Raw genomic sequence first — 24743 nt, 5'->3', positions numbered from 1 at the left:
GTCCGATCTCGGCCTGTTGACGGCCCTGTGGGTCGCGCCTACTATTCGAGGACATCGAATCTGAAACGATTCATTTCTTCCCGAGGAGTCGCAGTGACGCACCCTGATGGCCCTGGCAGTGACGCCACGGACCCGTCCGCACCGGGGCGGACCCCCGTGTTGGCGCTCCGCGGGGCGCTGAAGACCTTCGGTCCGGTCGTCGCCCTCGCCGACGGCACCATCGACCTGGCGGCAGGCGAGATCCACGCGCTGGTCGGTGAGAACGGCGCCGGGAAGTCCACCCTCGTGAAGATCCTGGCGGGGGTGCACCACCCGGACGCGGGGGAGTTCCTCGTCGGCGGGCAGAGCGTCAGCTTCCGCAACGTCGCCGACAGCAAGGCTGCCGGGATCTCCGTCATCTACCAGGAACCCACGCTCTTCCCCGATCTCACGGTCGCCGAGAACATCTTCATCGGGCGGCAGCCCCGGGGCCGTTTCGGCCTCATCAGCCGCGTCGAGATGCGGCGCCGCGCGAGGGAGCTGTTCGGCCAGCTCGGTGTCCCGATCGACCCCGATCGCGTGGCCGAGGGACTGTCCATCGCCGACCAGCAGATCATCGAGATCGCCAAGGCCATCTCCCTCGATGCCCGCATCCTCGTCATGGACGAGCCCACGGCGGCGCTCAGCGGCGTCGAGGTGGACCGCCTGTTCGCCGTCGCCCGACGCCTGCGAGACGCCGGCAGCGGCATCCTGTTCATCTCCCACCGTTTCGACGAGGTCTTCGGCCTGTGCGACCGCATCACGGTCATGCGGGACGGCGCCTACATCGCTACCCACGAGACGCCGGCCACGTCCGTGGAGGCGATCGTCCGGGAGATGGTGGGACGCGACATCGACGCCCTGTTCCCGAAGACCGAGACGGAGGCCGGCGACGTCATCCTGGAGGTCGAGGGACTGACCCGGCCGGGCGTCTTCCACGACATCGACTTCGAGGTGCGCGCGGGCGAGATCGTCGCACTGTCCGGGCTGGTGGGAGCCGGGCGCACCGAGGTGGCCCGCGCCGTGTTCGGGATCGACCGCTACGAGTCGGGCACCGTCCGGATGGCCGGCACGCCGCTGCGCCGCAAGGACCCGCGTGCCGCGATCGACGCCGGGATCGGCTTCGTCCCGGAGGACCGCCGGAAGCAGGGGCTCGTCATGGACCTGTCGGTCGAGCGCAACACGGCCCTGACGCTCCGTCACTCCCTCGCGCGGTTCGGCATCATCAGGGCGCGTGCCGAGCGCGAGGCCGCCGAGACCTGGGGCAGGAGGCTGCAGGTGAAGGCGGGCTCACCCGAACACGCCGTCTCCACCCTGTCAGGTGGGAACCAGCAGAAGGTCGTCCTCGCGAAGTGGCTCGCCACGGACCCGAAACTCCTGATCATCGACGAGCCGACGCGCGGCATCGACGTCGGGACCAAGGCGGAGGTGCACCGCCTCATCTCCGAGCTGGCGGGACGGGGCATCGCGATCCTCATGATCTCCTCCGAGCTGCCCGAGGTGCTGGGCATGGCCGACCGCGTGCTGGTCATGCGGGAGGGCCGGATCACCGGGCGACTCGACCGCGCAGAGGCCACCGCAGAAACCGTCATGCATGCCGCAACAGCATCCCTGGAGTCCTCGCGATGAGCCTCGACAGCAAGAACGCGCCCGCCCGCCCGGCTCCCGGACACGAGAGGACCTCGGTCCTCGCCTCGCTCCTGAAGCTCCGCGAACTCCCGGTGATCCTCGCCCTGGTGCTGCTCGTCGCCGTGACCGCGGCGCTGAACCCGCTGTTCCTCAGTGAACAGGGCATCAAGGACCTGCTGCTCAACGCGACCATCCTGATGATCCTGGCCGTCGGTCAGACCCTCGTGATCATCACCCGGAACATCGACCTGTCCGTCGGATCCATCCTCGGGCTCGTGGCCTTCGGGACCGGCAGCCTCTTCGCCGCCGCGCCCGATGTGCCGATCGTCGTGGTCTTCGTCCTCGGGATGCTCCTCGGCGCCGCCCTCGGCGCGTTCAACGGTCTCCTCATCACCATCGCGAAGGTCCCGGCCCTCGTCATCACGCTCGGCACGCTCTACATCTATCGGGGCATCAACAACGCCTGGGCCGGTGGTACCCAGTACTTCGCCGGCGACCGGCCCCAGGCGTTCGGCGACCTGTCCGTGGACACGTTCCTCGGGTTCCCCCTGATCACGCTCATCGCGGTGGGCGTCGTCGCGATCGTCGCGGTCTACATGCTCGGCACCCGGCAGGGACGGGACCTGTACGCCATCGGGTCGGACCCCGACGCCGCCCGCCTGTTCGGCATCCCGGTGACCCGCCGCGTCCTGCTCGCCTTCGTGGTCAACGGACTGCTGGCCGGCCTGGCCGGCGTCCTGTACGCCAGCCGCTTCAACTCGGTGGGCGCGACGACGGGGGCGGGCCTCGAGCTCGACGTCGTCGCCGCCGCGGTGGTCGGCGGCGTCGCGATCTTCGGCGGCAGCGGCACCGTGCTCGGCGCCGCGATCGGCGCCCTCCTCCTGACCACGATCACCAGCGCCCTGACGGCGCTGCGCGTCGACAAGTTCTGGCAGCAGGCCATCGTCGGCGTCCTGATCCTCGCCGCCGTCGTCATCGACCGCATCGCCAGTGTCCGGTCCGCCCGCAAGCTCCGGATCGCGGAGGCCCGCAATGTCTGACCGCCTCGACGACCAGCCCGGTGCGCAGAACGCCACCCCGACCGAAGGCCACCCGCCGGAGAACGGCACCCCAGCGAAAGGCAGGCGCATGTCCGCCCCAGGCACCAGGACCCCCGAGGAGAAGCAGCCGAAGCAGGCGCGTCCGGCGGGGCGGAAGGCCGACACCACGAAGGTGCTCGCCATCCCGAAGGGGCGTACGGGCGCCGCGCGGATCCTCCTCGGGCGCGACGCCGTCATGATCTACGTGCTCATCGTCGTCGTGCTCTACGCCTGCCTCACGATCCCGCGGTTCGCGTCACCGGTCACCGTGGGGTTCCTGCTCCTCGACGTCATCCCGACCCTGCTCATCGCGCTGCCGATGACGCTCGTCATCATCTCCGGGGAGATCGACCTCTCGGTCGCGAGCATCGCCGGGCTGACCAGCGCCCTCATGGGTGTCCTCTGGCAGGGCGGCATGCCGATCGCGCTCATCCTGGTGGTGTGCCTGCTGGCGGGACTCGTCGCGGGAGCCTTCAACGGAGTGCTCATCGCCTATCTCGGGCTACCGTCCCTGGCGGTGACCATCGGCACGCTGGCGCTCTTCCGCGGCCTCGCGCTCGTGGTGATCGGCGACAACGCCGTGGCGAACTTCCCGCCCGGGCTCACCGCCTTCGCTACCTCGAAGATCGGCGGCACCGGCATCCCGACGGTCATGATCGGCGTCGTCGTGCTCATCGTCGCGTTCGCCGTCGTCCTGCACTTCACGCCCTTCGGCCGGGGGCTCTTCGCCCTCGGGTACAGCAGGGAGGCCGCGACGTTCGTCGGCATCGACGTCGCCCGGTCCAAGTTCCTGCTGTACCTGGCCACCGGCACGGTGTCCGCGCTCGCCGGCATCTACTGGACGCTCCGGTACTCGAGCGCCCGGAGCGACAACGCGAGCGGCCTGGAACTCGCGGTGATCGCCGCGGTGCTGCTCGGCGGAGTCTCGATCTTCGGCGGCAAGGGGTCCATCCCCGGGGTCCTGGCCGGGGTGCTGCTGATCGGCACCATCAACTACGCACTCAAGCTGGACCGCGTCTCCGAGGTGGTCCTCATCATCGTCACGGGCTCCCTGCTCATCATCTCGGTGGTGGCGCCCAACATCGCGTCCGCCATCCGCGAGGCACGCCACGCCAGGCGTGTCCGCACCGCACCACTTCCCTAGGCCGTCCCCCTGGGGTTGCACCGGCGACTGGTTCCCAGCGCACATCGAAAGGAAGAAACAATGAGGTTCATCCATTCCGGATCCACCCGACGGCGGATGGCCGTCGCGGCCCTCGCCACGAGCGCCGCGCTCGTCCTCAGCGCCTGCGGCGGCGACACCGGCTCCGACAGCGGTGGAGAGGGCGGCAGCGGGTCGGAAGGCGAGCAGACGATCACCTTCATCCCCAAGCAGCTCAACAACCCCTACACCGACGTGGTGCTGGGCGGCGGTGAGGACGGCGCCTCGGAGGCCGGTTTCGCGTCCTCGGAGGTGGTGGGCCCGCTGGACGCCAGCGCATCGAGCCAGGTGTCCTTCATCAACGCCGAGACGCAGCGCGGCACCAACGTGATCGTGATCGCCGCCAATGATCCCGATGCCGTGGGCCCCGCCCTCGAGGAGGCCCGTACCGCCGGCGCGAAGATCGTGGCGTTCGACTCCGACACCAACCCCGACTACCGCGACCTCTTCGTCAGCCAGGTGGACGCGAAGGAGGTGGCGCTGATCCAGCTCGAGCTCATCTCCGAGCAGATCGGTGGAGCGGGGGAGATCGCCATCCTCTCCGCCACCGCGAACGCCACGAACCAGAACGAGTGGATCAAGTTCATGGAGGAGGAACTGGCGTCCAACCCCGACTACGCGGAGATCGAGCTCGTCGCGAAGGTCTACGGCGACGACGACGACACGAAGTCCTTCCAGGAGGCGCAGGGGCTCCTGCAGGCCTACCCGGACCTGAAGGGCATCATCTCTCCCACCACGGTCGGCATCGCCGCGACCGCCCGGTACCTCTCCACCTCCGAGTACAAGGGCGAGGTCGCACTGACGGGCCTCGGCCTGCCGAACGAGATGCGGCCGTTCGTGAAGGACGGCACCGTCACCGAGTTCGCGCTCTGGGATCCGGCGCAGCTCGGCTACGTCGCGGCCTTCGCGGGCAAGGCACTGGCCGACGGCGACATCACCGGGGAGGCCGGCGACACGTTCGAGGCCGGCGAGCTCGGCGAGCGTGAGATCGGCGACGGCGGGATCGTGCTGGTCGGTCCGCCCACGCAGTTCAATGCGGACAACATCGACGACTACGACTTCTAGCCGCCGAGCAGGGCGGGGCGTCCTCGGATGCCCCGCCCTTCCCGCGGGATTCCGACCCTCCACCTGAGGAGCACGCCCATGACCACCGATTCCGCGGCAGGACCCGACACGCCCCTTGCGCTCCCGGGCCGGCTCGAGCCGGTCCGCCGTCGTCCCACGCGCCTCGGACTCGTCTCCGGGGGACTCGGAGCATACTGGCCGCAGTTCCCCGACCTCCTGCCCCAGCTGCGGGAATCGGTGCGGTACGTCACCTCACGCTTCGAGGCGCTCGACGCCGACGTGACCGACGTCGGCTTCGTGTCCGACGCGCGGGAGGCGGCCGGGGCGGCCGAGGAGCTCCGGCGCGCGGACTGCGACCTGATCGTCATCTTTCTCACCACCTACCTGACGTCCTCCATGGTGCTCCCGATCGCCCAGCGCTCGCAGACCCCGGTCCTCGTGATCGACCTGCAACCCACGGAGGCCATGGATCACGCGAACTTCGACACCGGCCGGTGGCTCGCCTACTGCGGGCAGTGCCCCGTCCCGGAGGTCGCGAACGTCTTCGGGCGTGCGGGCATCCCCTTCCGCTCGGTGTCCGGGCACCTGAAGCAGGAGTCCGCCTGGGAGCGCATCGGCCGGTGGGTCCACGCGGCGGGCGTGCGGGGCCGGCTCCGGCACGCCCGCCACGGCCTCATGGGACACCTGTACCCGGGCATGCTGGACGTCTCCACCGATCTCACCACGGTCTCGACGACGTTCGGCTCCCACGTGGAGGTGGTCGAGTTCGACGACCTGCGCGAGTTCGTCGGGGAGGTCACGGAGAGCCAGGTCCGGGAGCGCGTGGATCTCGCGCGCAGCCTGTTCACCGTGGACGGATCCGTGGACGACGACGACTTCGCGTGGGGCGCGAAGGTCTCGGTGGGGCTCGACCGGCTCGTCTCGGAGTTCGACCTCGACTCCCTCGCCTACTACCACCGCGGTCTCGCGGGGGAGCAGCACGAACGGCTCGGGGCGGGCATGATCCTCGGCGCGTCGATCCTCACGGCCCGTGGTGTCCCCATGGCGGGGGAGTACGAGCTGCGGACCTCGATCGCGATGCTCGCTTCGCAGGCGATGGGCGCCGGCGGGTCCTTCACGGAGATCCAGGCCCTGAACTTCTTCGACGGCGTGGTGGAGATGGGGCACGACGGCCCGGCGCACCTCGCGGTCAGCGCCGCCCGGCCGCTGCTGCGCGGGCTCGGCGTCTATCACGGCAAGCGGGGCTGGGGCGTGTCCGTCGAGTTCGACGTCCGGCAGGGACCGGTGACGACGTTCGGCATCGGGCAGGACCCGGACGGCTCCTACGTCTTCGTCACCTCCGAGGGCACTGTTGTCCCCGGCTCGCTGCTCGCGATCGGGAACACGACGTCGCGCGTGGACTTCGGGGGAGACCCCGGGGTGTGGGTGGACGAGTGGAGCCGGACCGGCGTCGGCCACCACTGGGCGCTGTGCGTGGGCCATCGGGCCGCCGATGTGAAGGCCGCGGCGTCCCTGCTCGGCGTCGAGCACCGCCACGTCTCGCTCTGATCCTTCCCACCCGCGACATGAACGACGACGAACGGAGACCCATGGAACGCGTCTGCTTCCAGCTGCAGGTCCGGCCCGAGCGCATCCCCGAGTACCGGGAGCGCCACGCGGCGATCTGGCCGGACATGGCCCGGGCGCTGAAGGACACCGGATGGAACAACTACTCGCTGTTCCTGCGCCCGGACGGCCTGCTGATCGGGTACGTGGAGTGCGAGGACTTCGCCGCGTCGCACGCCGCCATGGCCGCGACCGAGGTCAATGCCCGGTGGCAGGCGGAGATGGGACCGTTCTTCGTGGCGCTCGAGGGTCGCCCGGATGAGGGCTTCCTCCGCCTCGAGGAGGTCTTCCACCTGGAGGACCAGCTGTAGGTCTGCGGGCGGCGCCGTCGTCGAGTCCGGACGGCGGGGTGGGCCGGTTGAGTCAGACGACGGCGAGGACGGTGAGGGTGACGAGCGCGTTGTTGGCGGCATGGAGGAGTATCGGGGCCCAGAGGTTCCGGTGGAACCGTCGAAGCAGGGCCAGCGCGATGCCGAGGGTGAAGAGGTAGACGAACGTCAGCAGGACGAGGTGGACCGCGGCGAAGAGCGCTGCGGACAGGGTGATCGCGACGACGGGCCGGAAGCGCCGGGTGAATCCGTCCAGGAAGGCACCCCTGAACAGGACCTCCTCCCAGAGCGGGGTGAGGACGGCGATGATCAGGAAGCAGACGGCGATCCACGGGCCCGACAAAGTAATGATCTCCGCGAGGGGGTCGGCGGTTCCGGCCGACGCCGTGTCCACGCCGAGGCCGGTCAGGGCGACGAGGAAGAGGCCCTGCAGGCTGCCGCAGACGAGGATGATGACCGGGATCTGCCAGAGCAGGTGGAACAGCCGGGGCGTGGGGCGCCGGAAGCCGAGATCGGCCGGCCGGAGGCCATTTCGGCGGACGAGGTGGAGATAGAGGGCGAGGATCGCGGCGACCGTGACCGTCACGAGGAACACCGGCAGCAGGGTGGCGAGGGTGAAGTCGACGATGCCTGAGAGCCCGACGACGACGATCGTGCCGGCGACCACGGCGATGTAGACGACCACGAACATCAGCGCCCAGGCCGCCTGACCGAGAGTTGCCGGCCTCACCTGCCGTCCCGCGGATTCTCGTCCGATGCTCGGACTGGTTGTCATAGGAGGTCTCCCTGTCATGATGTGGCCCGCGTCAGGGGGTCAGCGCGGCGACGATGTCGGCCGCAGAGCCCTGCCGGATGTGCCGGTACCCGGTCCCGGCCCAGAGGTGGAGTGCCTGCACATCGTTGCGCACTGCTGCGGCTGCACGCAGGGGGGAGGTCATGTGGTGGATGTGGGGGTAGGCGTGGGCGGTGGTCGGGTGGTCGTCCATGAAGCGGTTGCGCAGGCTCCGTGCCGGTCGTCCGGTGAACGCGCGCGTGACCGACGTCTCCGTGAACTGCGGGTCCCTCAGTGCCGAGCGGTGCGCGGGGGTTGTTCCTGCCTCGTCAGCCAGCAGCAGAGCCGTTCCCACGTGGACGGCAGCAGCCCCGGCACCGAGGATCTCTGTGGCGAGGTGCCGTGTGCTGATGCCCCCGCCTGCTATCAGGGGCAGATCGGTCATGGTCCTGATGGTGGCGAGAAGTTCGGTCAGCGGATGGGTACCGGGTTCGGCGGCAGGATCGAAGGTCGCGCGATGGCCTCCGGCTCCGGGTCCCTGCACCACGAGGACCTGGGCGCCGTTGCCTGCAGCGGTGCGTGCTTCAGCAGCATCCGTGACGGTCACCGCGGTGAGGATCCCCAGCTCGTCGAGGTCGCGCAGGATGGCGGCGGCCGGGCAGCCGAACGTGAAGGAAACCATTTCCGGCTTCGCCGCGCGCACGACGTCGAGCTTGCCCTCCCACGCATCGTCGTCCCAGCGGGGCCGTCCGAGTTCGACCCCGTGCCGGTCCGCCTCCACCTGGAGCTCCTGGCGGTATGCCTCGAGCTCCTTCCCGTCCGCGTCGTCCGCGGACACGACGAAGAGGTTCACCCCCACCGGGCCCCCGGTAAGGGTCCGGGTGGCGCTGATCTGCTGGGCGAGGTGATCCGGCGACTTGTACCCGCCGGCAAGGAACCCCAGGCCACCCGCATTGGTGACCGCTGCTACCAGCTCAGGGGTGGAGGGCCCTCCGGCCATGGGCGCGCCGATGATCGGCCGACGCAGCGAGGATAGATCAGAGGCAAGCACGAGGACCACGGTAGTGCCCATCGTCGGCAGGAGCACCCGCCACCGGCGCGGGACGGTTCCTTGCCTCGAGCATCGCTGCAGGCGCCCCTGTCAAGATGTCTCCTGTCGCTTCATCCGCCTGCGCTTCCGCCACCGACTTTCGGATGATAGGGATCGGCACCTGCCGGCAGACCAGCGGAAGGAGAAGAGCGTGCGTGCGTTGACGGTCACCCCCGGGGTGGCGGACTCACTGGAGCTGCGTGACATTGCCGCGCCGCCCCCCGAGGAGGGCGACGTGCTCGTCGACACGTTGTCGGTGGGGTTGTGCGGAACCGATTCCGAGATCGTCGCCGGCGACTTCGGTGTCGCTCCTCCGGGACAGGACCACCTGGTGTTGGGGCATGAGAATCTGGGCCGGGTTGCTGAGGCCCCTGCCGGCTCGGATCTGGCGCCGGGCGATATCGTGGTCGGCATCGTCCGAAGGCCTGACCCGGTTCCGTGTGGGGCGTGCGCCGCGGGCGAGTGGGACATGTGCCTGAACGGCCGCTATGCAGAACATGGCATCAAGGAACTCGACGGGTTCGCCCGCCAGCAGTGGCGGGGCCAGGCGGACGCCCTGGTGAAGCTGGACCCCGCCCTGCAGCGGGTCGGTGTGCTCCTAGAACCGACGACCGTCGTCTGCAAGGCGTGGGAGCAGATCGAGCGGATCGGCCAGAGGGCCTACTTCGCGCCGGAAACCGTTGCTGTGACCGGAGCGGGTCCCGTCGGCCTCCTGGCAGCGCTTCTCGGTATCCAGCGCGGACTGGAAGTACATGTGTACGACCTCATCACGGAGGGGCCGAAGCCCGGACTGGTGCGCGACCTCGGCGCCGTCTATCACACGGACTCGTTGCAGCACTCGCAGGTGCGTCCCGATGTCATCATCGAATGCACCGGCGTCGCCCCGGTCATCCTCGAGGCCATCACCGGGGGAGGGCAGAATTCGATCACCTGTCTGACCGGGATCTCCGGGGTCGGCGGGAAGACCCCCACGGACATCGGCGATCTCAACCGCACCACCGTCCTCCAGAACGAGGTCATCTTCGGTACCGTCAACGCGAACAAGCGGCACTACACGTCAGCGGCCGCAGCTCTCGCAGCAGCCGACGAGTCCTGGCTGGAGCGGATGATCACGCGACGGGTGAGGATCGACGACTTCCGGGACGCCTTCGAGCAGCACGACGACGACGTCAAGGTCGTCCTGGATTTCCAGGACCCGACGTAACCCCCGTACGGGGTGCGCGGGCCGCGCGCCGCAGCGTGACCGCGAGGGTCCCCGCCACCGGCGTCCACACCAGCCGTTCGATCCGGGACCGCGACGCGAGGTTCATCACCGTGCCGACCATCATGAGTCCGGACGCCGCCGTGAGGATCCGGCGACGCGCCGTCGGGCCCGGGCCCCTGCCGAGGGTGACCAGGACCAGCGCGGCGTACACCAGCGTGGACACGGCGCTCGATGCCCGGTACTTCGCCGGCAGTACACCCCGGTGGGCGCCCCCGTAGGCCGCTTCTCCCCACGGCGCGCCTGCGGCCAGTGCGGCCTGGAAGCCGCCGACGACGGCGAGGAGGGCGGCGGGGAGGTCGACCGGCCCCTGCGGGGCGCGGCGGAACGGACGTCGGGTCATGCTCGGATCGTAGCGAATGCAGCCACGCCAGAGAATCCCCCGGGAAGCCCACTACTCCCTCTTGCTAGCTACCAGTACACAGTGTTGCTTTGTACCAGTAGACAGCGTCACTGAGTAGCTGAGGAGGGCCCATGGGCAAGCAGGCGACGGAGATGCTGAAGGGCACCCTCGAGGGGATCGTCCTCGCACTCCTGTCCGGCAGGTCGGCGTACGGCTACGAGATCACGGCGTGGCTGAGGGATCAGGGCTTCACGGACATCGCGGAAGGCACCATCTACGCGCTCCTGATCCGCGCGGAGCAGCGCGGTCTCGTCGACGTCGAGAAAGTGCCCTCCGAGAAGGGGCCACCTCGCAAGGTGTACTCCCTCAACACGCAGGGGCAGGAGTACCTCAACGAGTTCTGGAGGACCTGGAGCTTCCTCTCGGAACGGCTCGAACAGCTCCGCGAAGGAGGACGGTGACCATGTGGATCGAGAAGATCGTCGGGGATCTCGGCGCCAAGAAGCGGTACAGGGAGTACAGGGAGCGTGTGCGGCGGATGCCCGACGGATACCGGGAGGCGGCCCTCGCGCTCGAGCGCTACCTCCTCCACCTCGGACCGAGCGATGAAGGCAGCAGCCTCATCGCGATGGTCAACGACCTCGCCGACCTGTTCGAGCAGAGCATCGCCGCGGGTACCCCGCTCCGCGACGTCGTCGGGACGGACCCCGTGGAGTTCGCCGAGGAGTTCATGCAGAACTACGGCGGCGGGAGCTGGATCCGGAAGGAACGGGAGCGGCTCGCCAGGGCCATCGACCGTGCTGAGGCGGAGGAACGGCGATGACCACCCAGGCTCCCGCGATCCGGGTGACAGCGCTCGAGAAGTCGTACAGGGAGGTGAAGGTCCTGCGCGGCGTCTCCTTCGAGGTGGCCGTCGGCAGCATCTTCGCGCTGCTCGGTTCGAACGGCGCTGGCAAGACGACCGTCGTGAGAATCCTGTCCACCCTGCTCGCCGGCGACGCCGGGACCGCCGCCGTCAACGGCTTCGATGTCTCCACGCACGCAGCTGACGTGCGCGAGTCCATCAGCCTCACCGGGCAGTTCGCCGCCGTGGACGAAGTGCTCAGCGGACGCGAGAACCTCGTGCTCGTCGCGAGGCTCCGGCACCTCGAGGATCGGAGCGGGATCGCCGATGACCTGCTCCGGCGCTTTGCGCTGACCGAGGCCGCGGACCGCAAGGCCGCGACCTATTCCGGTGGGATGCGGCGTCGCCTGGACATCGCCATGAGCCTCATCGGCCACCCACCCGTCATCTTCCTTGACGAACCGACCACGGGGCTCGACCCCGAGGCGAGGCTCGAGGTGTGGCGGGCCATCCGGGAGCTTGCAGAGCGGGGCACGACCGTGCTGCTGACCACCCAGTACCTGGACGAAGCCGAGCAGTTGGCCGACCGCATCGCGATCCTCCACGAGGGCCGGATCATCGCCGACGGCACCCTGGCCGATCTCAAGCGGCTGCTTCCCCCCGCCCGCGTCGAGTACGTCGAGAAGCAGCCGACCCTCGAGGACGTGTTCCTCGGGATCATCGGCGGGGGCACGGCAGAACCGGCCCCGGGCGACCGGCAGACCCAAAAGGAATCCCGATGAGCACCCGTTTCGTCGGGGATACCGCCGCCCTGACGGGCCGTTCGCTGCGCCACATCACCCGCAGCTTCGACACCATCGTGACGACGGCGGTCATGCCGGTCGCCATCATGGTGCTGTTCGTCGTCGTGTTCGGCGGGGTGATCGACACGGGCACGTCCTCGTATGTGAACTACATGCTGCCGGGCATCCTGCTCATCACGATCGCGTCCGGCGTCGCCTACACCGCATACCGTCTGTTCCTGGACCTGCAGAGCGGCATCTTCGAGCGCTTCCAGTCCATGCCCATCGCACGGTCCAGCATGCTGTGGGCGCACGTGCTGACCTCGCTCGTCGCGAACCTCGTCTCACTCGTGATCGTCGTCGGCGTCGCCCTCCTTCTGGGCTTTCGGACGACGGCGGGTGTCGGTGCCTGGCTCGGGGTCGCCGGCATGCTGGTGCTCTTCACGTTGGCGCTGACCTGGATGGCGGTGATCGCGGGGCTGTCCGCCAGGACGGTGGACGGTGCGAGTGCGTTCTCCTATCCCCTGATCCTCCTCCCGTTCATCAGCTCCGCCTTCGCCCCGACGGAGACCATGCCCGGCCCGGTCCGATGGTTCGCCGAGAACCAGCCCGTCACGTCCATCGTGAACTCGATCAGGGACCTGTTCGCGGGCCGGCCCGTCGGCGCCGATCTCTGGATGGCGCTCGGGTGGTGCGCCGCGCTCCTCGCAGTCGCGTATGCCGTCGCGATCATGATGTACCGGCGCAGGACCCACTGAGGTCGCACGGGTCCCTCCGAGTGGAAACGATCGACCATCTCCACGGGCCCGACGTTGGGATCTCCCGGCCGAGGCCGCTCTGCTCTGAGCAGAGCGGCCCCCATGGAGCTCCTCGCCGGACTACAGTCGGGCTGCATGGGCGAGATTCTGTACTTTCCGTCACCTGCATCCACCGGACGACCGCGGGAGGTCCCGCCCCGGGAGGAACGCCGCCCGGCCGGTCCTCCGCGCACCCCGGGAACCGGCCGGGAGCGCGAACCGCTCCTGCGGGAGGCCTACGGCGACGTGCTGCGCGACCTCCGCCTGGACCGGGGCGAGCGGCTCACGGACGTCGCAGGCCGTGCAGCCATCTCGCCGCAGTACCTCTCCGAGATCGAACGCGGACGCAAGGACGCCTCGTCGGAGATCCTCGCCGCCATCGCCCGCTCGCTCGGCGTGACGGTCCGGACCCTGAGTTCCCATGCCACCGCCCGCATGGCCCAGGGCGGTTCGTCGCAGGTCCACCTCGCCGCCTGAGCGTCCCTATCCCGGCAGGTCGGTCTTCCGGTACTCCACCACGATGTCGACCACCCCGTAGTCCACCGCCTGCCGGGCGTCGAGGACGAGGTTCCGGTCCGTGTCCCGCCGGATGTCCTCCACCGACCTCCCCGTGTGCCGGGCGAGGAGCTCGTCCAGCAGCGCCGTGATCCGCTCCACCTCGTCGGCCTCGAGGATGAGGTCCGGGATGGTGCCCCTGCCCGTGTCGACCGTCGGCTGGTGCAGCACCACGCGTCCGCGCGGCAGGATGGAGCGCGCACCGCGCTCTCCCCCGGCGAGCAGCACCGCCGCGGTGAAGGTCGCCTGCCCGATGCACGTGGTGCGGACCGGGGACGTGACGTACTGCATGGCGTCGTACACGGCGAGCATGGCGCTGATGGACCCGCCCGGCGAGTTGATGTAGAGGTCGATCGGCAGCGACGAGCCGACGGACTCCAGATGGAGCAGCTGCGCGATGAGCGCGTTGGCCACGCCGTCGTCCAGCGGCGTGCCGAGGTAGATGATGCGCTCCGTGAGCAGGCTGCTGAAGATGTCGAGCGTCTGCTGCGACCCGTTGCCGTGGTGCACGGTGACATAGGGGATGGTGTAGCTGCTCATCGCACGCCTCCCAGGCTGACGGCGGGGCGTCGGCCCGGCCGGATGTCGTCGACGTGGTCGATGATCCTGTCCACGAACCCGTACGCCCGGGCCTCGGCTGCGGTGAACCAGCGGTCCCGCAGGGAATCGGCCGTGACGCGCTCGATCGGCTGGCCGGTGTCCGCGGCGATGAGCCCGAGCACGGTGTCCCGCGTGTGCCGGAGGTCCTCCGCCTGGATGGCGATGTCCATCGCGGTGCCGCCGATTCCTCCCGAGCCCTGATGCAGCAGGACCCGCGCGTGGGGCAGGGCGAACCGTTTGCCGTGCGTGCCGGAGCTGAGGAGGAACTGTCCGGCACTCAGGGCCAGGCCGAGGACCACGGTGGAGACCTCGTTCGGGATGAGGCGCATGACGTCGCGGATGGCGAGCATCGCGGGCACGGATCCGCCGGGGAAGTTGATCCACAGGCTGATGTCGCGCTGAGGATCCTCGGCGGAGAGGAGCATCAGCTGCGTGCACAGCCGGTTGCCGCCCTCCTGGTCCAGTTCGGTGCCGAGCAGCAGGATCCGGTGGCTCATGAGCTGCTGGGTCAGGGTGTCGTCGAGGGATGGTGATCTGCGTTCGTCGGTCATGGCCCCACCCTCGTCCCGCCGCCGTGCCCGGGCAATGGCACGCTGCCGCAGGCAGATCTGCTGCGGGCTGCGCGGGTGGGAGGCCCGGAGCTTCACCGCCGGCCTCCCCACGAAGGACCGGCAGGAGTACAGTGTCGCCACGTCCGCAGCGACGTTCCTCGGCGGACCCGATCCTGGAGGCGATGATGGACCCCGTCAGTGTCGACGCCCAGCCCCTGACCATCGAGGACCTCCTGGCCGCCGTCGAGGGTGCAGAACTGAGGCTCGGCGAGGCGGCGCGAGCGCGGATCGCGGCGGGCCGGGTGCTGATCGACGAGGCGCTCGCGTCAGGCATCCCGGTCTACGGGCTCTCCACGAATGTCGGGCACGGCAAGGACCAGCGCGTCCGTCGCGAGGAACTCCAACGGCAGCAGCGGATGCTCGTGGACACCCACGGAGGAGCGTTCGGGCCGCCGCTCGCACAGGACGTCGTCCGGGCGGCCATCGTCGTGCGGATCAACGGCATGGCGAGAGGGGGGTCCGGGGCGAGCCTCGCGGCAGCCGGCACCCTGGTGTCCATGCTCAACGCCGGGGTGCATCCGGTTCTGCCCGGAACCGGCTCCATCGGGGCCGCGGACATCGGCCACATGGCGGGTATCGCGCAGGTGGCCGTCGGCGCAGGCCTTGCCCGGTACGACGGCGTGACCCTCCCGGGCGGGGAGGCGCTGCGCCGTGCCGGGATCCCGCCGCTGCGCCTCGAGGGGAAGGACGGCCTCGCCCTGATCTCCTCCAACGGGGTCTCCGTGGGGCACGGCGCCATCGTGACCGCCCACGCCGCCCGGGTCGCCGACGCCGCCGATGAAGCCGCCGCCCTGTCCCTCGAGGCGACGGGCGGCAATCCGTCCATCGTCCTGCCCGCGGTCGGCCGCGCCAAGCCCTACCCCGGGCAGATCGCCGCCGCGGCGCACCTTCTGGACCTGCTCCAGGGCAGCCGGCTGCTGGACGCTGCAGGACCACGGTCCGTCCAGGATGCACTGTCGTTCCGGGTGGTCCCCCAGGTCCACGGGGCCCTGCGGGAGTTCCTGGCGGCCACGCGCCGGTCGGTGGAGGTCGAACTGAACTCCGCGAGTGACAACCCCCTGGCCGACGTCACCTCGGGCACCATGATCAGCAACGGCAATTTCCATCCCATCGTGATGGCCGTGTCCTTCGACGCCCTGCGCGTGGCCCTCGTCCACGTGGGGCAGCTCAGCGAGCGGCGCATGAGCCACCTGTGGGACGCCGTCATGGGATCCCTGGAACGGGGGACTCCACCGCCGGCGATGGGCCCGGCGTCACTGCCCGGCGTCCAGCTCCGGTACGCCGCGTCGGCCTGCTTCACGGCCCTCCGTCTTCTGGCGGCCCCCGCGACGCTCAACTCGACCGTCCTGGATCTGGGCGTCGAGGATCATGCCACGGGGGCTGTCCTCGGTGTCAGGAAGACGGAGGAGGCCCTGGGACTGCTCTCGGATCTCCTCGCGATCGAAGTGCTGCTGGCGGTCGACGTGCTCGACCTGTCGTCCCCCACCCGGCTGGGCAGCGGGACCGCCCGGGTGGCGGCGCTGGTCCATGCGGCGGCCGTGGGGGCGGCATCTGCGGCAGAGGTCCACCACAGGATCCGGGAGCAGTATCCGGCCCCGAGCCGTCAGTAGCTCGCGCGGGGACCGCCGTCTGCTGCCGGGATGAAGCCGGCGGCGAGGGCCTCGGAACCGCGGGCCAGCAGCGCGACGTCGGCGCCGACCAGGACGAACCCGGCCCCGTTGTCCAGGTACCGCCGTGCGACGGACGGGGTGAAGGCGTTGACGCCCGCCGGCTTGCCGGCCCGCGTCGCGGCCGCGAGGCACTGCTCGACGGCGGCCACCACCTCGGGGTGTTCCTGCCGGCCGAGAACACCCATGGACGCCGCGAGATCGGACGGGCCGACGAAGATCGCATCGACGCCGTCGACCGCGAGGATGTCCTCCACCGCGTCGACGGCCGCCGTCGACTCGATCTGCACGGTGACGCTGATCGTCGAGGACGCACGCGCCAAATAGTCGGGCACCCGGTTCCAGCGGGCGGCCCGGGCGAGCGCCGACCCGACGCCGCGCACGCCCTCCGGTGGGTAGCGGGTCGCGGCGACGGCGGCCTCGGCGTCCGCGACGGAATGCACCATCGGGACCAGCAGGTTCTGCACGCCCAGGTCCAGGTACTGCTTGATGAGGACAGCGTCGTTGACGGGTGGCCGGACGAGCGTCCGCACCGGGTACCCCTGGACGGCCTGCAGCTGGGCGAGGATCGACTCGAGGCCGTTCGGGCTGTGCTCGGCGTCCACGAGCAGCCAGTCCAGCCCCGCGCCGGCGCAGATCTCGGCGACCAGCGGGCTACCCGAGCACACCCACATGCCCACGAGCGGGCGGTCGGCGGCGGCCAGCGCCTCGCGGAAGGAATCCCCTAGTGGAAGCGGCATGTGACAGCCCCCAACGGTCCGTAGTCGGCGTGGACGGTGTCGCCCGCATGAACCCACATGGGCCGGGTGAATGATCCGGCGAGGATGATGTCGCCCGCCTTCAGGCCGTCCCCGTGGGCGGCGATCTTGTTGGCGAGCCAGTGCACGCCAGCGGCCGGGTGGTCGAGGACCCCGGCGGCCACGCCGGTCTCCTCGACCACCTGGTTCTTGTAGAGGATGGCGGACACCCAGCGGAGGTCGACGGCGTCCGGCCTCACCGGTCTGCCGCCGACGACCATGGCGCCCATCGCCGCGTTGTCGGAGATGGTATCCACGATGGTGCGCCCCTGCATCTCGATGCGCGAGTCGAGGATCTCGAGGGCCGGCACCACGTAGTCGGTGGCATTCAGGACGTCGAAGATCGTGCAGCCCGGCCCGGCGAGATCGTGCTTGAGCACGAAGGCGAGTTCCACCTCGACCCGTGGATGCGTGTAGGTGTCCCACGCTACCGAGCAGCCCGTCTCGAACACCATGTCGTCGAAGATCGCCCCGTAGTCCGGCTCCGTGATGCCCGTCGCGGCCTGCATCGCCCGTGAGGTGAGCCCGATCTTCCGCCCCACGAGCGTGCGGCCGGCGTCCTCGTTCCGCTGCCGCCACAGGCGCTGCACCGCGTACGAGTCCTCGACGGTCATGCCCGGGTAGCGGGCCGTCAGCAGCGGGACCGGGGTCCTCGTCCGGGCGGCGTCGAGGAGTTCGTCGGCGATCTGGCTGATGGTCTGCGGATCGAGCATCGGGTTCCTTCGGTGGCGGAGCGGCGGTCAGAGCTGGGTGCCGAGCTTGAAGCCCTCGACGCCGTCGTCCTTGCTGCGGGTGTAGGAGAAGCCGTCGGCGCCGACGGTGACGGCCATCTCGCTGCGCTCCTCCCGCTCGACGACGGGCTGGGGGTTGCCGTCCAGGTCCAGCACGAGGGAGGCCTCCGAGTACCAGGACGGCACCACGGGGTTGCCCCACCAGTCGCGGCGCTGGTTGTCGTGGACGTCCCAGGTGATGGTCGGGTTGTCCGGATCGCCCGTGTAGTAGTCCTGGCAGTAGATCTCGACGCGGTGGCCGTCCGGGTCGAGGATGTAGAGGTAGAAGGCGTTGGAGACGCCGTGCCGCCCGGGTCCGCGCTCGATGCGGTCGCTGATGCGCAGGGCGCCCATCTTGTCGCAGATCTGGATGATGTTGTGCTTCTCGTGCGTCGCGAACGCCACGTGGTGCATGCGCGGGCCGTTGCCTCCGGTGAGGGCGGTGTCGTGCACGGTCTGCTTCCGGTGCATCCACACGGCGTAGGTGAGGCCGTCGGAGTCCTGGATGTCCTCGGAGACGCGGAAGCCGAGGTCCTCGAGGTACGCACGTCCCCGCGGGACGTCGGGGGTGACCTGGTTGAAGTGGTCCAGCCGCACGAGTTCGCCGGCCGAGTACAGGTCGTAGCGCTGGGTGAGGCGCTCCACGTGCTGGACGTCGTAGAAGAACTCGTACGGGAAGCCCAGCGGGTCCTCGACGCGCACCGAGTCGCCGACGCCCTTCGTGAATCCGTCCCGGCGTCGTTCGGTCCGGCAGCCCAGTTCGCGGTAGTACGCCTCCGCGGCGTCCACCTCCGCGGGCGACTTCACCCGGTAGGCGAAGGCGGCGACGGCGGCGACCGGGCCGCGCCGCAGCACCAGGTTGTGGTGGATGAACTCCTCGAGGGAGCGGAGGTAGATCGCGTCCTCGTCCTCCTCGGTGACGTGCAGGCCGAGGACGTCCACGTAGAACTCACGCGAGCGGGCGAGGTCGGTGACCACGATCTCCATGTAGGCGCAGCGGACGATGTCCGGTGCCGGGACCGAGGGTGTGGGAACAGGAGTGGTCATGGGATTCTCTCTTCGTCGGGCGGACGGGGAAGGTTCAGCCTTCGTTGGCGGCCGAGTCCGTGACGCTGCCGAACTTCGGGGTGTGGACGGTGCCGAGGGTGATGTGCACGGCCTGCTGGTCGGTGTAGAAGTCGATGGAGCGGTAGCCGCCCTCGTGCCCGAGGCCGGAGGACTTCACGCCACCGAAGGGCGTCCGGAGGTCGCGGACGTTGTGGCTGTTGAGCCACACCATCCCGGCCTCCACGTTCTGCGCGAAGGTGTGGGCGCGGGTCAGGTCCTTCGTCCACACGTAGGCCGCGAGCCCGTAGCGCGTGTTGTTGGCCAGCGCCAGCGCCTCGGCGTCGTCCTCGAACGGGGTGATGGCGACGACGGGCCCGAAGATCTCCTCCTGGAAGATCCGCGCGTCGGGGGAGACATCCGCGAACACCGTGGGCGCGATGTAGTTGCCCTCGGGCAGGTGCTCGGGGCGCCCGCCACCGGCGAGGAGGCGGCCCTCCGTCTTGCCGATCTCCACGTAGGAGGCCACCTTGGCGTAGTGCTCCGGGTGCACGAGCGCCCCGACCTCCGTCCGCGGATCGTGGGGATCGCCGACGACGATGGTCTTCGCGCGGGCCGCGTACTTATCGCAGAACTCCTCGTACACGGGCCGCTCGACGAGGATGCGGGAGCCGGCGGTGCAGCGCTCGCCGTTGAGAGAGAAGACCCCGAAGAGGGCCGAGTCGATCGCGGCGTCGAGGTCCGCGTCGGCGAAGACGATGCACGGGGACTTCCCGCCGAGCTCCATCGAGAGTCCCTTCAGGTGCGCCGCGGCGTTCCGGAAGATCGTCTGGCCCGTGGTGGTCTCCCCGGTGAAGGAAATGAGGGGGACGTCGGGGTGCTTGACGAGGGCGTCCCCGGCCTCCTCGCCGAGACCGTTGACGAGGTTGAAGACGCCGTCGGGCACCCCGGCGTCCCTGAAGATCTGCGCCCACAGGGACGCGGAGAGGGGCGTGAACTCGGCGGGCTTCAGGACCACCGTGTTGCCGGTGGCGAGGGCGGGCGCGAGCTTCCAGGACTCCAGCATGAACGGCGTGTTCCACGGGGTGATGAGGCCGGCGACGCCGATCGGCTTCCGGTTCACGTAGTTGATCTGGGAGCCGGGCACCTTCATGGCGTCGTCGAACTGGGCGACGATGAGGTCCGCGAAGAAGCGGAAGTTCTCGGCAGCGCGCAGGGCCTGGCCCTTCGCCTGCGTGATCGGCAGGCCCGTGTCGAAGGTCTCGAGCTCGGCGAGCCGGGCCTCCTGCGCCTCGACGGCGTCGGCGATCCGGTTCAGCACGCGGGCGCGCTCGCGGGGCTTCATCCGCGGCCACGGTCCGTCGGTGAAGGCCTCCCGTGCGGCGGCCACCGCGAGATCGACATCCTCCTGCTGGCCGGCCGCCGCGGTGGCGTACGTGGTGTTGGACACCGGATCGAGGACATCGAACGTCGCCCCGCCCACGGAGTCGACGAACCGGCCGTTGATGTAGTGCTGGAGGGAGGACGGCAGTCCTTCCGGGATGTGCTGCTCGGTTGCTGCGATCGGCTGTGCACCGGGGCTCGTCATGGGTGGGTCCTAACCGTGGTCGTGTGCTGCGTCAGGGTCTGCGTCGGTGGCTGCTTCGGTGGCGCTGAAGTGCGTCAGGTAGGCGTCGAGGGTGGCGCTGCGATGGAGGCGCGCGAAGCGTTCGATGGTGTCGGCGTCGGCACCGTCAGCGATGAGGGAGAGCAGGTGCGCGTGCTCCTCGACGGACTCGCGGGCGCGCTCGGGCACGAAGCGGAACGTCGAGGACCGCAGCGACGCGAGCCGGTTCCACCCGCGGTGCACCAGGTCGAGGATGTGCGGATTGGGGCAGCGCTCGAAGAGGATGGCGTGGAAGTCCTGGTTGAGCCGGGTGAAACGGAGGGGATCGAAGTCCTGCAGGCAGGCGCGCATCTCCTCGTTGACCGCGCCGGCCCGGTCCAGCACTTCGGCGTCGATCAGCGGTGCGGACAGCGCCGTCGCCGCTCCCTCGACGAGGCTCAGGGTCTGCATGGTGTAGAGGTATTCGGTGGGGTCGATCCCCGCGACCGTCGCTCCCACGTTGCGCTGGAAGGTCACCAGGCCCTCGGCCTCGAGGCGGCGGATGGCCTCACGCACGGGCACGACGCTGACCCCCAGGTCCTGCGCGATGGCGGCCAGGACCAACCGGTGTCCGGGAGGATAGGCGCCGTCCACGATCCGCTGCTTCACGGCACCGTAGGCCTGCTGCGACTTGCTGCCCGCCGCGGGGGCGTCGTCGGTCGCTACCGGCTCAGCCATGAGCATGCCGTTCCTGCCACTGGCCGTAGCGTTCCCTCCAGGCGCCGTTCATCGGGTACAGGCCGTCCACGCCGTGCCCGTCGGCCACCATCTCCGCGATGAACGTCTCCTCCCGCTCCTGGGCGACGGCGTCCGCGGCCAGGTCCGCCGCGAGGGCGGGCGGGATCACGAGGATGCCGTCGGCGTCCGCCACGATGATGTCGCCGGGCTGGACGGTCGTCCCTCCGCAGGCGATCGTGACGTCGGTGTCCCACGGGATGTGGCGCCGCCCCAGCACGGCGGGGTGCGGGTTGGCGTAGAAGGTGGGCATGTCCATGGAGGCCACCGCGGCGAAGTCGCGGACGCCTCCGTCGGTGATGATCGCCGCCGCTCCGCGCACCTGCGCACGGAGGGCCAGGATGTCCCCGACCGTGCCCGTGCCCTTCTCGCCGCGGGCCTCCATCACGAGGATCTCCCCCTCGTCGACGGTGTCGATGGCGCGTTTCTGGGCGTTGTACCCGGCGCCGTGGGCGATGAAGAGGTCCTCGCGGTTCGGCACGTACCGGAGGGTGCGGGCGAGTCCGACGACGCGCCGGCCCGGCTGCGTGGAGCTCAGGCCGTCGATGCTGACGTTGTTCAGCCCCCGCTTGCGCAGCAGGGAGGAGAGGGTGGCGGTGGAGACGCTTTCGAGCGTCGCCTTCAGTGAGGGTGTCAGGACCTTCTGCGGCGTGGGCAGTCCGGCCGCCTCGCGGGAGCCGTAGGCCTCCTCGCGCTGGACGTCGTCCACCCTCGGACGGGCACCGAAGGGGGCCAGGGGGGTCGTGCCCTCGCTGACCGTCGTGGCCAGCCGTCCCGTGGACAGGCCGCCCGCGGTCACTTCGACCTCCAGCGCATCGCCCGGACCGGCGACCGACGCTCCCGCCGGCGTGCCGGTGAGGATCAGATCGCCGGGTTCGAGCGTGAGGAGCTGGGACAGGTCTGCGATGAGCCGCGCGAACGGGAAGAGGAGGTCGGCGGTGGTGTCGTCCTGTACCAGTGCGCCGTTGTGCCAGGTGCGGATCCGGAGGGCGGCGGGGTCGACGGCGTCGGCCGGCAGGAGCCCGGGACCCACCGGGGTGAAGCCGTCCCCGCCCTTGGACCGCAGGTTCGACCCCTTGTCCGCGTAGCGCAGGTCGTAGACGCCGAGGTCATTGGCGGCCGTGACCCAGCGGACGTGGCTCCACGCGGTGTCGGGGGAGACCCGGCGGGCGGGGGAGCCGATGACGAGGGCGATCTCGCCCTCGAAGCCGAGCAGCTCGCAGCCGGCAGGACGCTCGACGTTGGAACCGGACAGGGAGAGCGAGGAGGGTGGCTTGAGGAAATAGGACGGCTGTTCGGGCGTGCGGCCCCGCTGGGCAGCCCGGCTGGGGTAGTTGATGTGCACCGCGATGACCTTGCGGGCTGCGGTCAGGACGCCGTCGTCGAGCAGTTCCACCCGTTGCTCCTCATCGAGTACGAAATCGTATACGAAGAGTAGGCAGGGGCGTTCGGATGCGTCAAGGTCGGGTATCTTCTGCCGCCGCAGGAATTTCGCCCGGGGCATGGTGGTGGACTGCGGTCCGTGGTGGAATTTGGCATCCGAACGTACCGCCTGTCCGTGCGCCGGGAGATGAGGCATCAGCCCCGCTTCCGGTACCGGCTCCGACTCGGGAGACCCCCATGGCTGACCGCAATGCATCCACCCATCACTCGAAGAAAGCCGCCAAGAAGCGCTGGAGCGACCTCACGGACGGGCAGAAGGCGAGGGTGTTGGTCCTCGGCGCCGTGCAACTGTCCCTGGCCGCGTTCGCCTGGACAGACCTGGCCACCCGGCCCAAGGACACGGTGAACGGCAGCAAGGGCATGTGGGCTGCCATCATCGCGATCAACTTCGTGGGCCCCGTGGCGTACTTCTGGAAAGGGATCCGGCGCTGAGCCTCCCGCGATCAGCAGCGTGGGCGACGACGCCTGCCACCGGGATCACCGCAGTGGGGTCGGTGTCGACCGGCACTATGGTTCCGATGGGTCCTGCACCTGACGGTAGGTTCGGAGCGTCTCGGTAATGGCGTGTTCGATCGGTGTGGCGGTGATGCCGAGGCGGTCGGTGATCTTGCTGCTGTCGACGATGAAGGGTTCCTCGAACTGGTACTGCATCTCGAGGAGTTCGCGCACGGTGGGGTTCATGAGTCCGAGCGCGCGCAGCAGCAGTGGCGGGACGGCGCGGAGCTTGGGCCGAGGCCGGCCGGCCTGCCTGTAGATGATCTCGACGAGTTGTCTTGTGGTGCGGGTGTGGGGGTCGTTGGGCAGGTGCCAGATCTGTCCCGGGGCGTCGGGGTGGTCGCCGAGGACGGCAAGACCCTCGCCGATGTCGGGGAGGTAGGTGTAGGTGTGGGGCTGGTCGGGGTTGCCGAGGACTGTCGCGGTCCTGCCGTCCAGCGCGGAGGGGAAGACGCGGTCGCCGAGGTTGGACTGGGCACCGCCGCGGGGGCCGAAGTAGTCCGACGCGCGACCGATGGTGACCTCGACGCGGCCGGCCCTGTGTGCTGCGAGTAGTTCCTCGGCCATGCCCGCCCGGAGCCGCCCTTTCCTGGTGTGGGCGTTGTTCCTGCGGTCCTCGGTGAGCGGGCGTCCTGCGGGACGCCCGTACATGTAGACGTTCTCAAGACTGACCAGGCGTGCGCCCGCCTTTTCGGCAGCGGTCAGCACGCCTGCCTGCAGTGGCGGGAACTGCTGACTCCACTGGGAGTACGGCGGGTTCAGTGCCTGGTAGACGACGGCGGCGCCACGAGCCGCGCTCACTGCGAAAGAGGCGTCCCGGCCATCGCCGGCGAGGACCTCGACGTCAGCACCGACGGGGGCCTGGCCTGAACGGTTGACGAGTCGTACGGTGCGGCCGCGGCGACGGAGCGCATCGTAGGTGGCGAGGCCGATCGCTCCTGTGCCGAAGATGACGTGCAGCCCGGCGCTCACGTTGTCGCCGACCTCGTCGGGAGCGCTGCGGGAGTAGCATCCGCCCGGGAGGGAACGAGCCAGTGGAGGGCGAGTCCGGAGAGTGCGGCGAAGACGAGGGCCCCGGTGGCTCCGAAGACGATGAACTGTTCGTCGACCCTGACCCGCAGCAGGGTCGTGACGGTCCAGCCCAGCGCCCACAGGGCAGGAACGACGGCCGCCCAGACCCAGCGGGGACGCACGCCGCGCGGCAATGCTGCAGCCTGGCAGGCGCCCACGACGAGGCCGTTGAGGGCTCCCATCAGCGCGAGGTCGGCGAGGGACGTGCCGTAGTCCACCGCGGAGGCGCCGAGGAGCAGCCCCGCACTCGTCCCCACAGTGGTCGCCGGTATCCACCTGCCCGCCTGCAGGCGGTGGTTGCCGGCCAGCGTCTGGCCGCTGCCGATGATGAGCCCGGCAATCGCGCCGCCGACGAGCGCCGAGGCGCTGTTGTCGACGCGACCGACGACGAAGCTGCCGATGAGGCCGGCGACGGGGAACGCAATGAATCCTGCAATCCACAGAAGCCAGGTGCGCAGGAACGGGGATCGGAATGAGGGGGAGTGCACCATGAGG

At 69.7% G+C, this 24743-nt stretch carries 27 protein-coding genes; 14 read left to right on the top strand and 13 right to left on the bottom strand.

What is annotated here, in order from left to right; translation table 11 throughout:
* Positions 1–93: 93 nt before the first annotated feature.
* The 6 genes from AC4D2F_RS09525 to AC4D2F_RS09500 all read left to right on the top strand — a co-directional run bounded on the left by AC4D2F_RS09525 (position 94) and on the right by AC4D2F_RS09500 (position 6908).
* The gene (locus AC4D2F_RS09525) at positions 94–1647 is read left to right on the top strand and encodes a sugar ABC transporter ATP-binding protein (RefSeq protein WP_490910321.1); all 1554 of its coding nucleotides are present in this window, start codon (positions 94–96) and stop codon (positions 1645–1647) included.
* Positions 1644–2687 carry an ABC transporter permease gene (locus AC4D2F_RS09520; RefSeq protein ID WP_104167760.1) on the top strand — a complete coding sequence of 348 codons (1044 nt, stop codon included), beginning with the start codon at positions 1644–1646 and terminating at the stop codon, positions 2685–2687. The genes AC4D2F_RS09525 and AC4D2F_RS09520 overlap by 4 nt, the downstream gene beginning before the upstream one ends.
* Positions 2680–3870: an ABC transporter permease gene (locus tag AC4D2F_RS09515; RefSeq protein WP_490910320.1), complete on the top strand. Its 1191-nt coding sequence runs from the start codon at positions 2680–2682 to the stop codon at positions 3868–3870. Before AC4D2F_RS09520 ends, AC4D2F_RS09515 begins: the two co-directional genes overlap by 8 nt.
* A 60-nt stretch (positions 3871–3930) precedes the next feature.
* The gene (gene rhaS / locus AC4D2F_RS09510; RefSeq protein WP_181033627.1) at positions 3931–4992 is read left to right on the top strand and encodes a rhamnose ABC transporter substrate-binding protein; all 1062 of its coding nucleotides are present in this window, start codon (positions 3931–3933) and stop codon (positions 4990–4992) included.
* Positions 4993–5070: 78 nt separating this feature from the next.
* Positions 5071–6540 (top strand): arabinose isomerase, encoded by a 1470-nt coding sequence (locus tag AC4D2F_RS09505; RefSeq protein WP_490910319.1) that lies wholly within the window; start codon positions 5071–5073, stop codon positions 6538–6540.
* A gap of 17 nt (positions 6541–6557) precedes the next feature.
* Entirely contained in the window at positions 6558–6908 is a 351-nt protein-coding gene (locus AC4D2F_RS09500) for an L-rhamnose mutarotase (RefSeq protein ID WP_490910318.1), read from the top strand.
* Positions 6909–6960: 52 nt separating this feature from the next.
* Here AC4D2F_RS09500 and AC4D2F_RS09495 read toward each other — a convergent pair whose 3' ends face one another.
* Together AC4D2F_RS09495 and AC4D2F_RS09490 are read right to left on the bottom strand one after the other, a co-directional pair.
* Entirely contained in the window at positions 6961–7701 is a 741-nt protein-coding gene (locus tag AC4D2F_RS09495; RefSeq protein ID WP_490910317.1) for a CPBP family intramembrane glutamic endopeptidase, read from the bottom strand.
* A gap of 31 nt (positions 7702–7732) precedes the next feature.
* Positions 7733–8749 carry a nitronate monooxygenase gene (locus AC4D2F_RS09490; RefSeq protein ID WP_258069865.1) on the bottom strand — a complete coding sequence of 339 codons (1017 nt, stop codon included), beginning with the start codon at positions 8747–8749 and terminating at the stop codon, positions 7733–7735.
* Between the two features lie 190 nt (positions 8750–8939).
* On the opposite strand from AC4D2F_RS09490, the gene AC4D2F_RS09485 reads away from it, so the two are divergent.
* A complete protein-coding gene (locus AC4D2F_RS09485) occupies positions 8940–9992 on the top strand; it encodes a glucose 1-dehydrogenase (protein WP_490910316.1) in 1053 nt (350 codons plus the stop codon).
* Here AC4D2F_RS09485 and AC4D2F_RS09480 read toward each other — a convergent pair.
* Positions 9958–10392, bottom strand: a complete 435-nt coding sequence (locus tag AC4D2F_RS09480) for a hypothetical protein (protein ID WP_490910315.1) — start codon at positions 10390–10392, stop codon at positions 9958–9960. The two genes, AC4D2F_RS09485 and AC4D2F_RS09480, sit on opposite strands and share 35 nt — an antisense overlap.
* 131 nt (positions 10393–10523) lie before the next feature.
* Between AC4D2F_RS09480 and AC4D2F_RS09475 the strand changes: the two genes are divergently transcribed.
* From AC4D2F_RS09475 to AC4D2F_RS09455, 5 genes are all read left to right on the top strand, one after another.
* Positions 10524–10853, top strand: a complete 330-nt coding sequence (locus tag AC4D2F_RS09475; protein WP_490910314.1) for a PadR family transcriptional regulator — start codon at positions 10524–10526, stop codon at positions 10851–10853.
* A 2-nt stretch (positions 10854–10855) separates the two neighbouring features.
* Positions 10856–11215 carry a DUF1048 domain-containing protein gene (locus AC4D2F_RS09470; RefSeq protein WP_490910539.1) on the top strand — a complete coding sequence of 120 codons (360 nt, stop codon included), beginning with the start codon at positions 10856–10858 and terminating at the stop codon, positions 11213–11215.
* The gene (locus tag AC4D2F_RS09465) at positions 11212–12018 is read left to right on the top strand and encodes an ABC transporter ATP-binding protein (protein WP_490910313.1); all 807 of its coding nucleotides are present in this window, start codon (positions 11212–11214) and stop codon (positions 12016–12018) included. The genes AC4D2F_RS09470 and AC4D2F_RS09465 overlap by 4 nt, the downstream gene beginning before the upstream one ends.
* A complete protein-coding gene (locus AC4D2F_RS09460) occupies positions 12015–12776 on the top strand; it encodes an ABC transporter permease (RefSeq protein ID WP_490910312.1) in 762 nt (253 codons plus the stop codon). Before AC4D2F_RS09465 ends, AC4D2F_RS09460 begins: the two co-directional genes overlap by 4 nt.
* 135 nt (positions 12777–12911) lie before the next feature.
* Positions 12912–13292: a helix-turn-helix domain-containing protein gene (locus tag AC4D2F_RS09455; protein WP_104167765.1), complete on the top strand. Its 381-nt coding sequence runs from the start codon at positions 12912–12914 to the stop codon at positions 13290–13292.
* A gap of 6 nt (positions 13293–13298) precedes the next feature.
* On the opposite strand, the gene AC4D2F_RS09450 is transcribed toward AC4D2F_RS09455, so the two are convergent.
* Both AC4D2F_RS09450 and AC4D2F_RS09445 read right to left on the bottom strand, forming a co-directional pair.
* The gene (locus AC4D2F_RS09450; protein ID WP_490910311.1) at positions 13299–13910 is read right to left on the bottom strand and encodes a ClpP family protease; all 612 of its coding nucleotides are present in this window, start codon (positions 13908–13910) and stop codon (positions 13299–13301) included.
* Positions 13907–14521: a ClpP family protease gene (locus AC4D2F_RS09445; RefSeq protein ID WP_490910310.1), complete on the bottom strand. Its 615-nt coding sequence runs from the start codon at positions 14519–14521 to the stop codon at positions 13907–13909. The genes AC4D2F_RS09450 and AC4D2F_RS09445 overlap by 4 nt, the downstream gene beginning before the upstream one ends.
* A 131-nt stretch (positions 14522–14652) precedes the next feature.
* On the opposite strand from AC4D2F_RS09445, the gene AC4D2F_RS09440 reads away from it, so the two are divergent.
* Positions 14653–16191 (top strand): aromatic amino acid ammonia-lyase, encoded by a 1539-nt coding sequence (locus AC4D2F_RS09440; protein ID WP_490910309.1) that lies wholly within the window; start codon positions 14653–14655, stop codon positions 16189–16191.
* On the opposite strand, the gene AC4D2F_RS09435 is transcribed toward AC4D2F_RS09440, so the two are convergent.
* Genes AC4D2F_RS09435 through AC4D2F_RS09410 form a run of 6 tightly spaced genes read right to left on the bottom strand, consistent with a single transcriptional unit; the run spans position 16185 to position 22635 of the window.
* Complete coding sequence (locus AC4D2F_RS09435; RefSeq protein WP_490910308.1) at positions 16185–16988, bottom strand: HpcH/HpaI aldolase family protein; 804 nt, start codon at positions 16986–16988, stop codon at positions 16185–16187. The two genes, AC4D2F_RS09440 and AC4D2F_RS09435, sit on opposite strands and share 7 nt — an antisense overlap.
* Entirely contained in the window at positions 16973–17758 is a 786-nt protein-coding gene (gene hpaH / locus AC4D2F_RS09430; RefSeq protein ID WP_490910307.1) for a 2-oxo-hept-4-ene-1,7-dioate hydratase, read from the bottom strand. The genes AC4D2F_RS09435 and hpaH overlap by 16 nt, the downstream gene beginning before the upstream one ends.
* 27 nt (positions 17759–17785) lie before the next feature.
* The gene (gene hpaD, locus AC4D2F_RS09425; RefSeq protein WP_490910306.1) at positions 17786–18862 is read right to left on the bottom strand and encodes a 3,4-dihydroxyphenylacetate 2,3-dioxygenase; all 1077 of its coding nucleotides are present in this window, start codon (positions 18860–18862) and stop codon (positions 17786–17788) included.
* A gap of 34 nt (positions 18863–18896) precedes the next feature.
* Positions 18897–20447 (bottom strand): 5-carboxymethyl-2-hydroxymuconate semialdehyde dehydrogenase, encoded by a 1551-nt coding sequence (gene hpaE / locus AC4D2F_RS09420; protein ID WP_490910305.1) that lies wholly within the window; start codon positions 20445–20447, stop codon positions 18897–18899.
* Positions 20448–20456: 9 nt separating this feature from the next.
* The gene (locus AC4D2F_RS09415; RefSeq protein WP_490910304.1) at positions 20457–21182 is read right to left on the bottom strand and encodes a GntR family transcriptional regulator; all 726 of its coding nucleotides are present in this window, start codon (positions 21180–21182) and stop codon (positions 20457–20459) included.
* Positions 21175–22635, bottom strand: a complete 1461-nt coding sequence (locus AC4D2F_RS09410) for a fumarylacetoacetate hydrolase family protein (protein ID WP_490910303.1) — start codon at positions 22633–22635, stop codon at positions 21175–21177. Before AC4D2F_RS09410 ends, AC4D2F_RS09415 begins: the two co-directional genes overlap by 8 nt.
* A gap of 224 nt (positions 22636–22859) precedes the next feature.
* Here AC4D2F_RS09410 and AC4D2F_RS09405 point away from each other — a divergent pair, with 224 nt between their 5' ends.
* On the top strand, positions 22860–23114 hold the full coding sequence (locus AC4D2F_RS09405) for a hypothetical protein (RefSeq protein WP_490910302.1): 255 nt from the start codon (positions 22860–22862) through the stop codon (positions 23112–23114).
* 75 nt (positions 23115–23189) lie between these two features.
* Here the strand turns inward: AC4D2F_RS09405 and AC4D2F_RS09400 are convergent, their stop codons facing one another.
* Together AC4D2F_RS09400 and AC4D2F_RS09395 are read right to left on the bottom strand one after the other, a co-directional pair.
* Positions 23190–24149 (bottom strand): NAD-dependent epimerase/dehydratase family protein, encoded by a 960-nt coding sequence (locus tag AC4D2F_RS09400; RefSeq protein ID WP_490910301.1) that lies wholly within the window; start codon positions 24147–24149, stop codon positions 23190–23192.
* On the bottom strand, positions 24146–24739 hold the full coding sequence (locus AC4D2F_RS09395) for a hypothetical protein (RefSeq protein ID WP_490910300.1): 594 nt from the start codon (positions 24737–24739) through the stop codon (positions 24146–24148). Before AC4D2F_RS09395 ends, AC4D2F_RS09400 begins: the two co-directional genes overlap by 4 nt.
* Positions 24740–24743 lie beyond the last annotated feature (4 nt).

This window comes from Arthrobacter sp. TJ-263, assembly GCF_058269155.1.
The sequence above is the reverse complement of the archived record's forward strand: the minus strand, read 5'-3'. Positions and strand labels throughout refer to the sequence as shown.

Excerpts from the sequence above, each read along its gene's own strand:
- AC4D2F_RS09520 (WP_104167760.1), top strand. The coding sequence starts at position 1,644 with ATGAGCCTCGACAGCAAGAACGCGCCCGCCCGCCCGGCTCCCGGACAC.
- AC4D2F_RS09515 (WP_490910320.1), top strand. The coding sequence starts at position 2,680 with ATGTCTGACCGCCTCGACGACCAGCCCGGTGCGCAGAACGCCACCCCG.
- rhaS (WP_181033627.1), top strand. The coding sequence starts at position 3,931 with ATGAGGTTCATCCATTCCGGATCCACCCGACGGCGGATGGCCGTCGCG.
- AC4D2F_RS09505 (WP_490910319.1), top strand. The coding sequence starts at position 5,071 with ATGACCACCGATTCCGCGGCAGGACCCGACACGCCCCTTGCGCTCCCG.
- AC4D2F_RS09500 (WP_490910318.1), top strand. The coding sequence starts at position 6,558 with ATGAACGACGACGAACGGAGACCCATGGAACGCGTCTGCTTCCAGCTG.
- AC4D2F_RS09495 (WP_490910317.1), bottom strand. The coding sequence starts at position 7,701 with ATGACAACCAGTCCGAGCATCGGACGAGAATCCGCGGGACGGCAGGTG.
- AC4D2F_RS09480 (WP_490910315.1), bottom strand. The coding sequence starts at position 10,392 with ATGACCCGACGTCCGTTCCGCCGCGCCCCGCAGGGGCCGGTCGACCTC.
- AC4D2F_RS09475 (WP_490910314.1), top strand. The coding sequence starts at position 10,524 with ATGGGCAAGCAGGCGACGGAGATGCTGAAGGGCACCCTCGAGGGGATC.
- AC4D2F_RS09470 (WP_490910539.1), top strand. The coding sequence starts at position 10,856 with ATGTGGATCGAGAAGATCGTCGGGGATCTCGGCGCCAAGAAGCGGTAC.
- AC4D2F_RS09465 (WP_490910313.1), top strand. The coding sequence starts at position 11,212 with ATGACCACCCAGGCTCCCGCGATCCGGGTGACAGCGCTCGAGAAGTCG.
- AC4D2F_RS09460 (WP_490910312.1), top strand. The coding sequence starts at position 12,015 with ATGAGCACCCGTTTCGTCGGGGATACCGCCGCCCTGACGGGCCGTTCG.
- AC4D2F_RS09455 (WP_104167765.1), top strand. The coding sequence starts at position 12,912 with ATGGGCGAGATTCTGTACTTTCCGTCACCTGCATCCACCGGACGACCG.
- AC4D2F_RS09450 (WP_490910311.1), bottom strand. The coding sequence starts at position 13,910 with ATGAGCAGCTACACCATCCCCTATGTCACCGTGCACCACGGCAACGGG.
- AC4D2F_RS09445 (WP_490910310.1), bottom strand. The coding sequence starts at position 14,521 with ATGACCGACGAACGCAGATCACCATCCCTCGACGACACCCTGACCCAG.
- AC4D2F_RS09435 (WP_490910308.1), bottom strand. The coding sequence starts at position 16,988 with ATGCCGCTTCCACTAGGGGATTCCTTCCGCGAGGCGCTGGCCGCCGCC.
- hpaH (WP_490910307.1), bottom strand. The coding sequence starts at position 17,758 with ATGCTCGATCCGCAGACCATCAGCCAGATCGCCGACGAACTCCTCGAC.
- hpaD (WP_490910306.1), bottom strand. The coding sequence starts at position 18,862 with ATGACCACTCCTGTTCCCACACCCTCGGTCCCGGCACCGGACATCGTC.
- hpaE (WP_490910305.1), bottom strand. The coding sequence starts at position 20,447 with ATGACGAGCCCCGGTGCACAGCCGATCGCAGCAACCGAGCAGCACATC.
- AC4D2F_RS09415 (WP_490910304.1), bottom strand. The coding sequence starts at position 21,182 with ATGGCTGAGCCGGTAGCGACCGACGACGCCCCCGCGGCGGGCAGCAAG.
- AC4D2F_RS09405 (WP_490910302.1), top strand. The coding sequence starts at position 22,860 with ATGGCTGACCGCAATGCATCCACCCATCACTCGAAGAAAGCCGCCAAG.
- AC4D2F_RS09395 (WP_490910300.1), bottom strand. The coding sequence starts at position 24,739 with ATGGTGCACTCCCCCTCATTCCGATCCCCGTTCCTGCGCACCTGGCTT.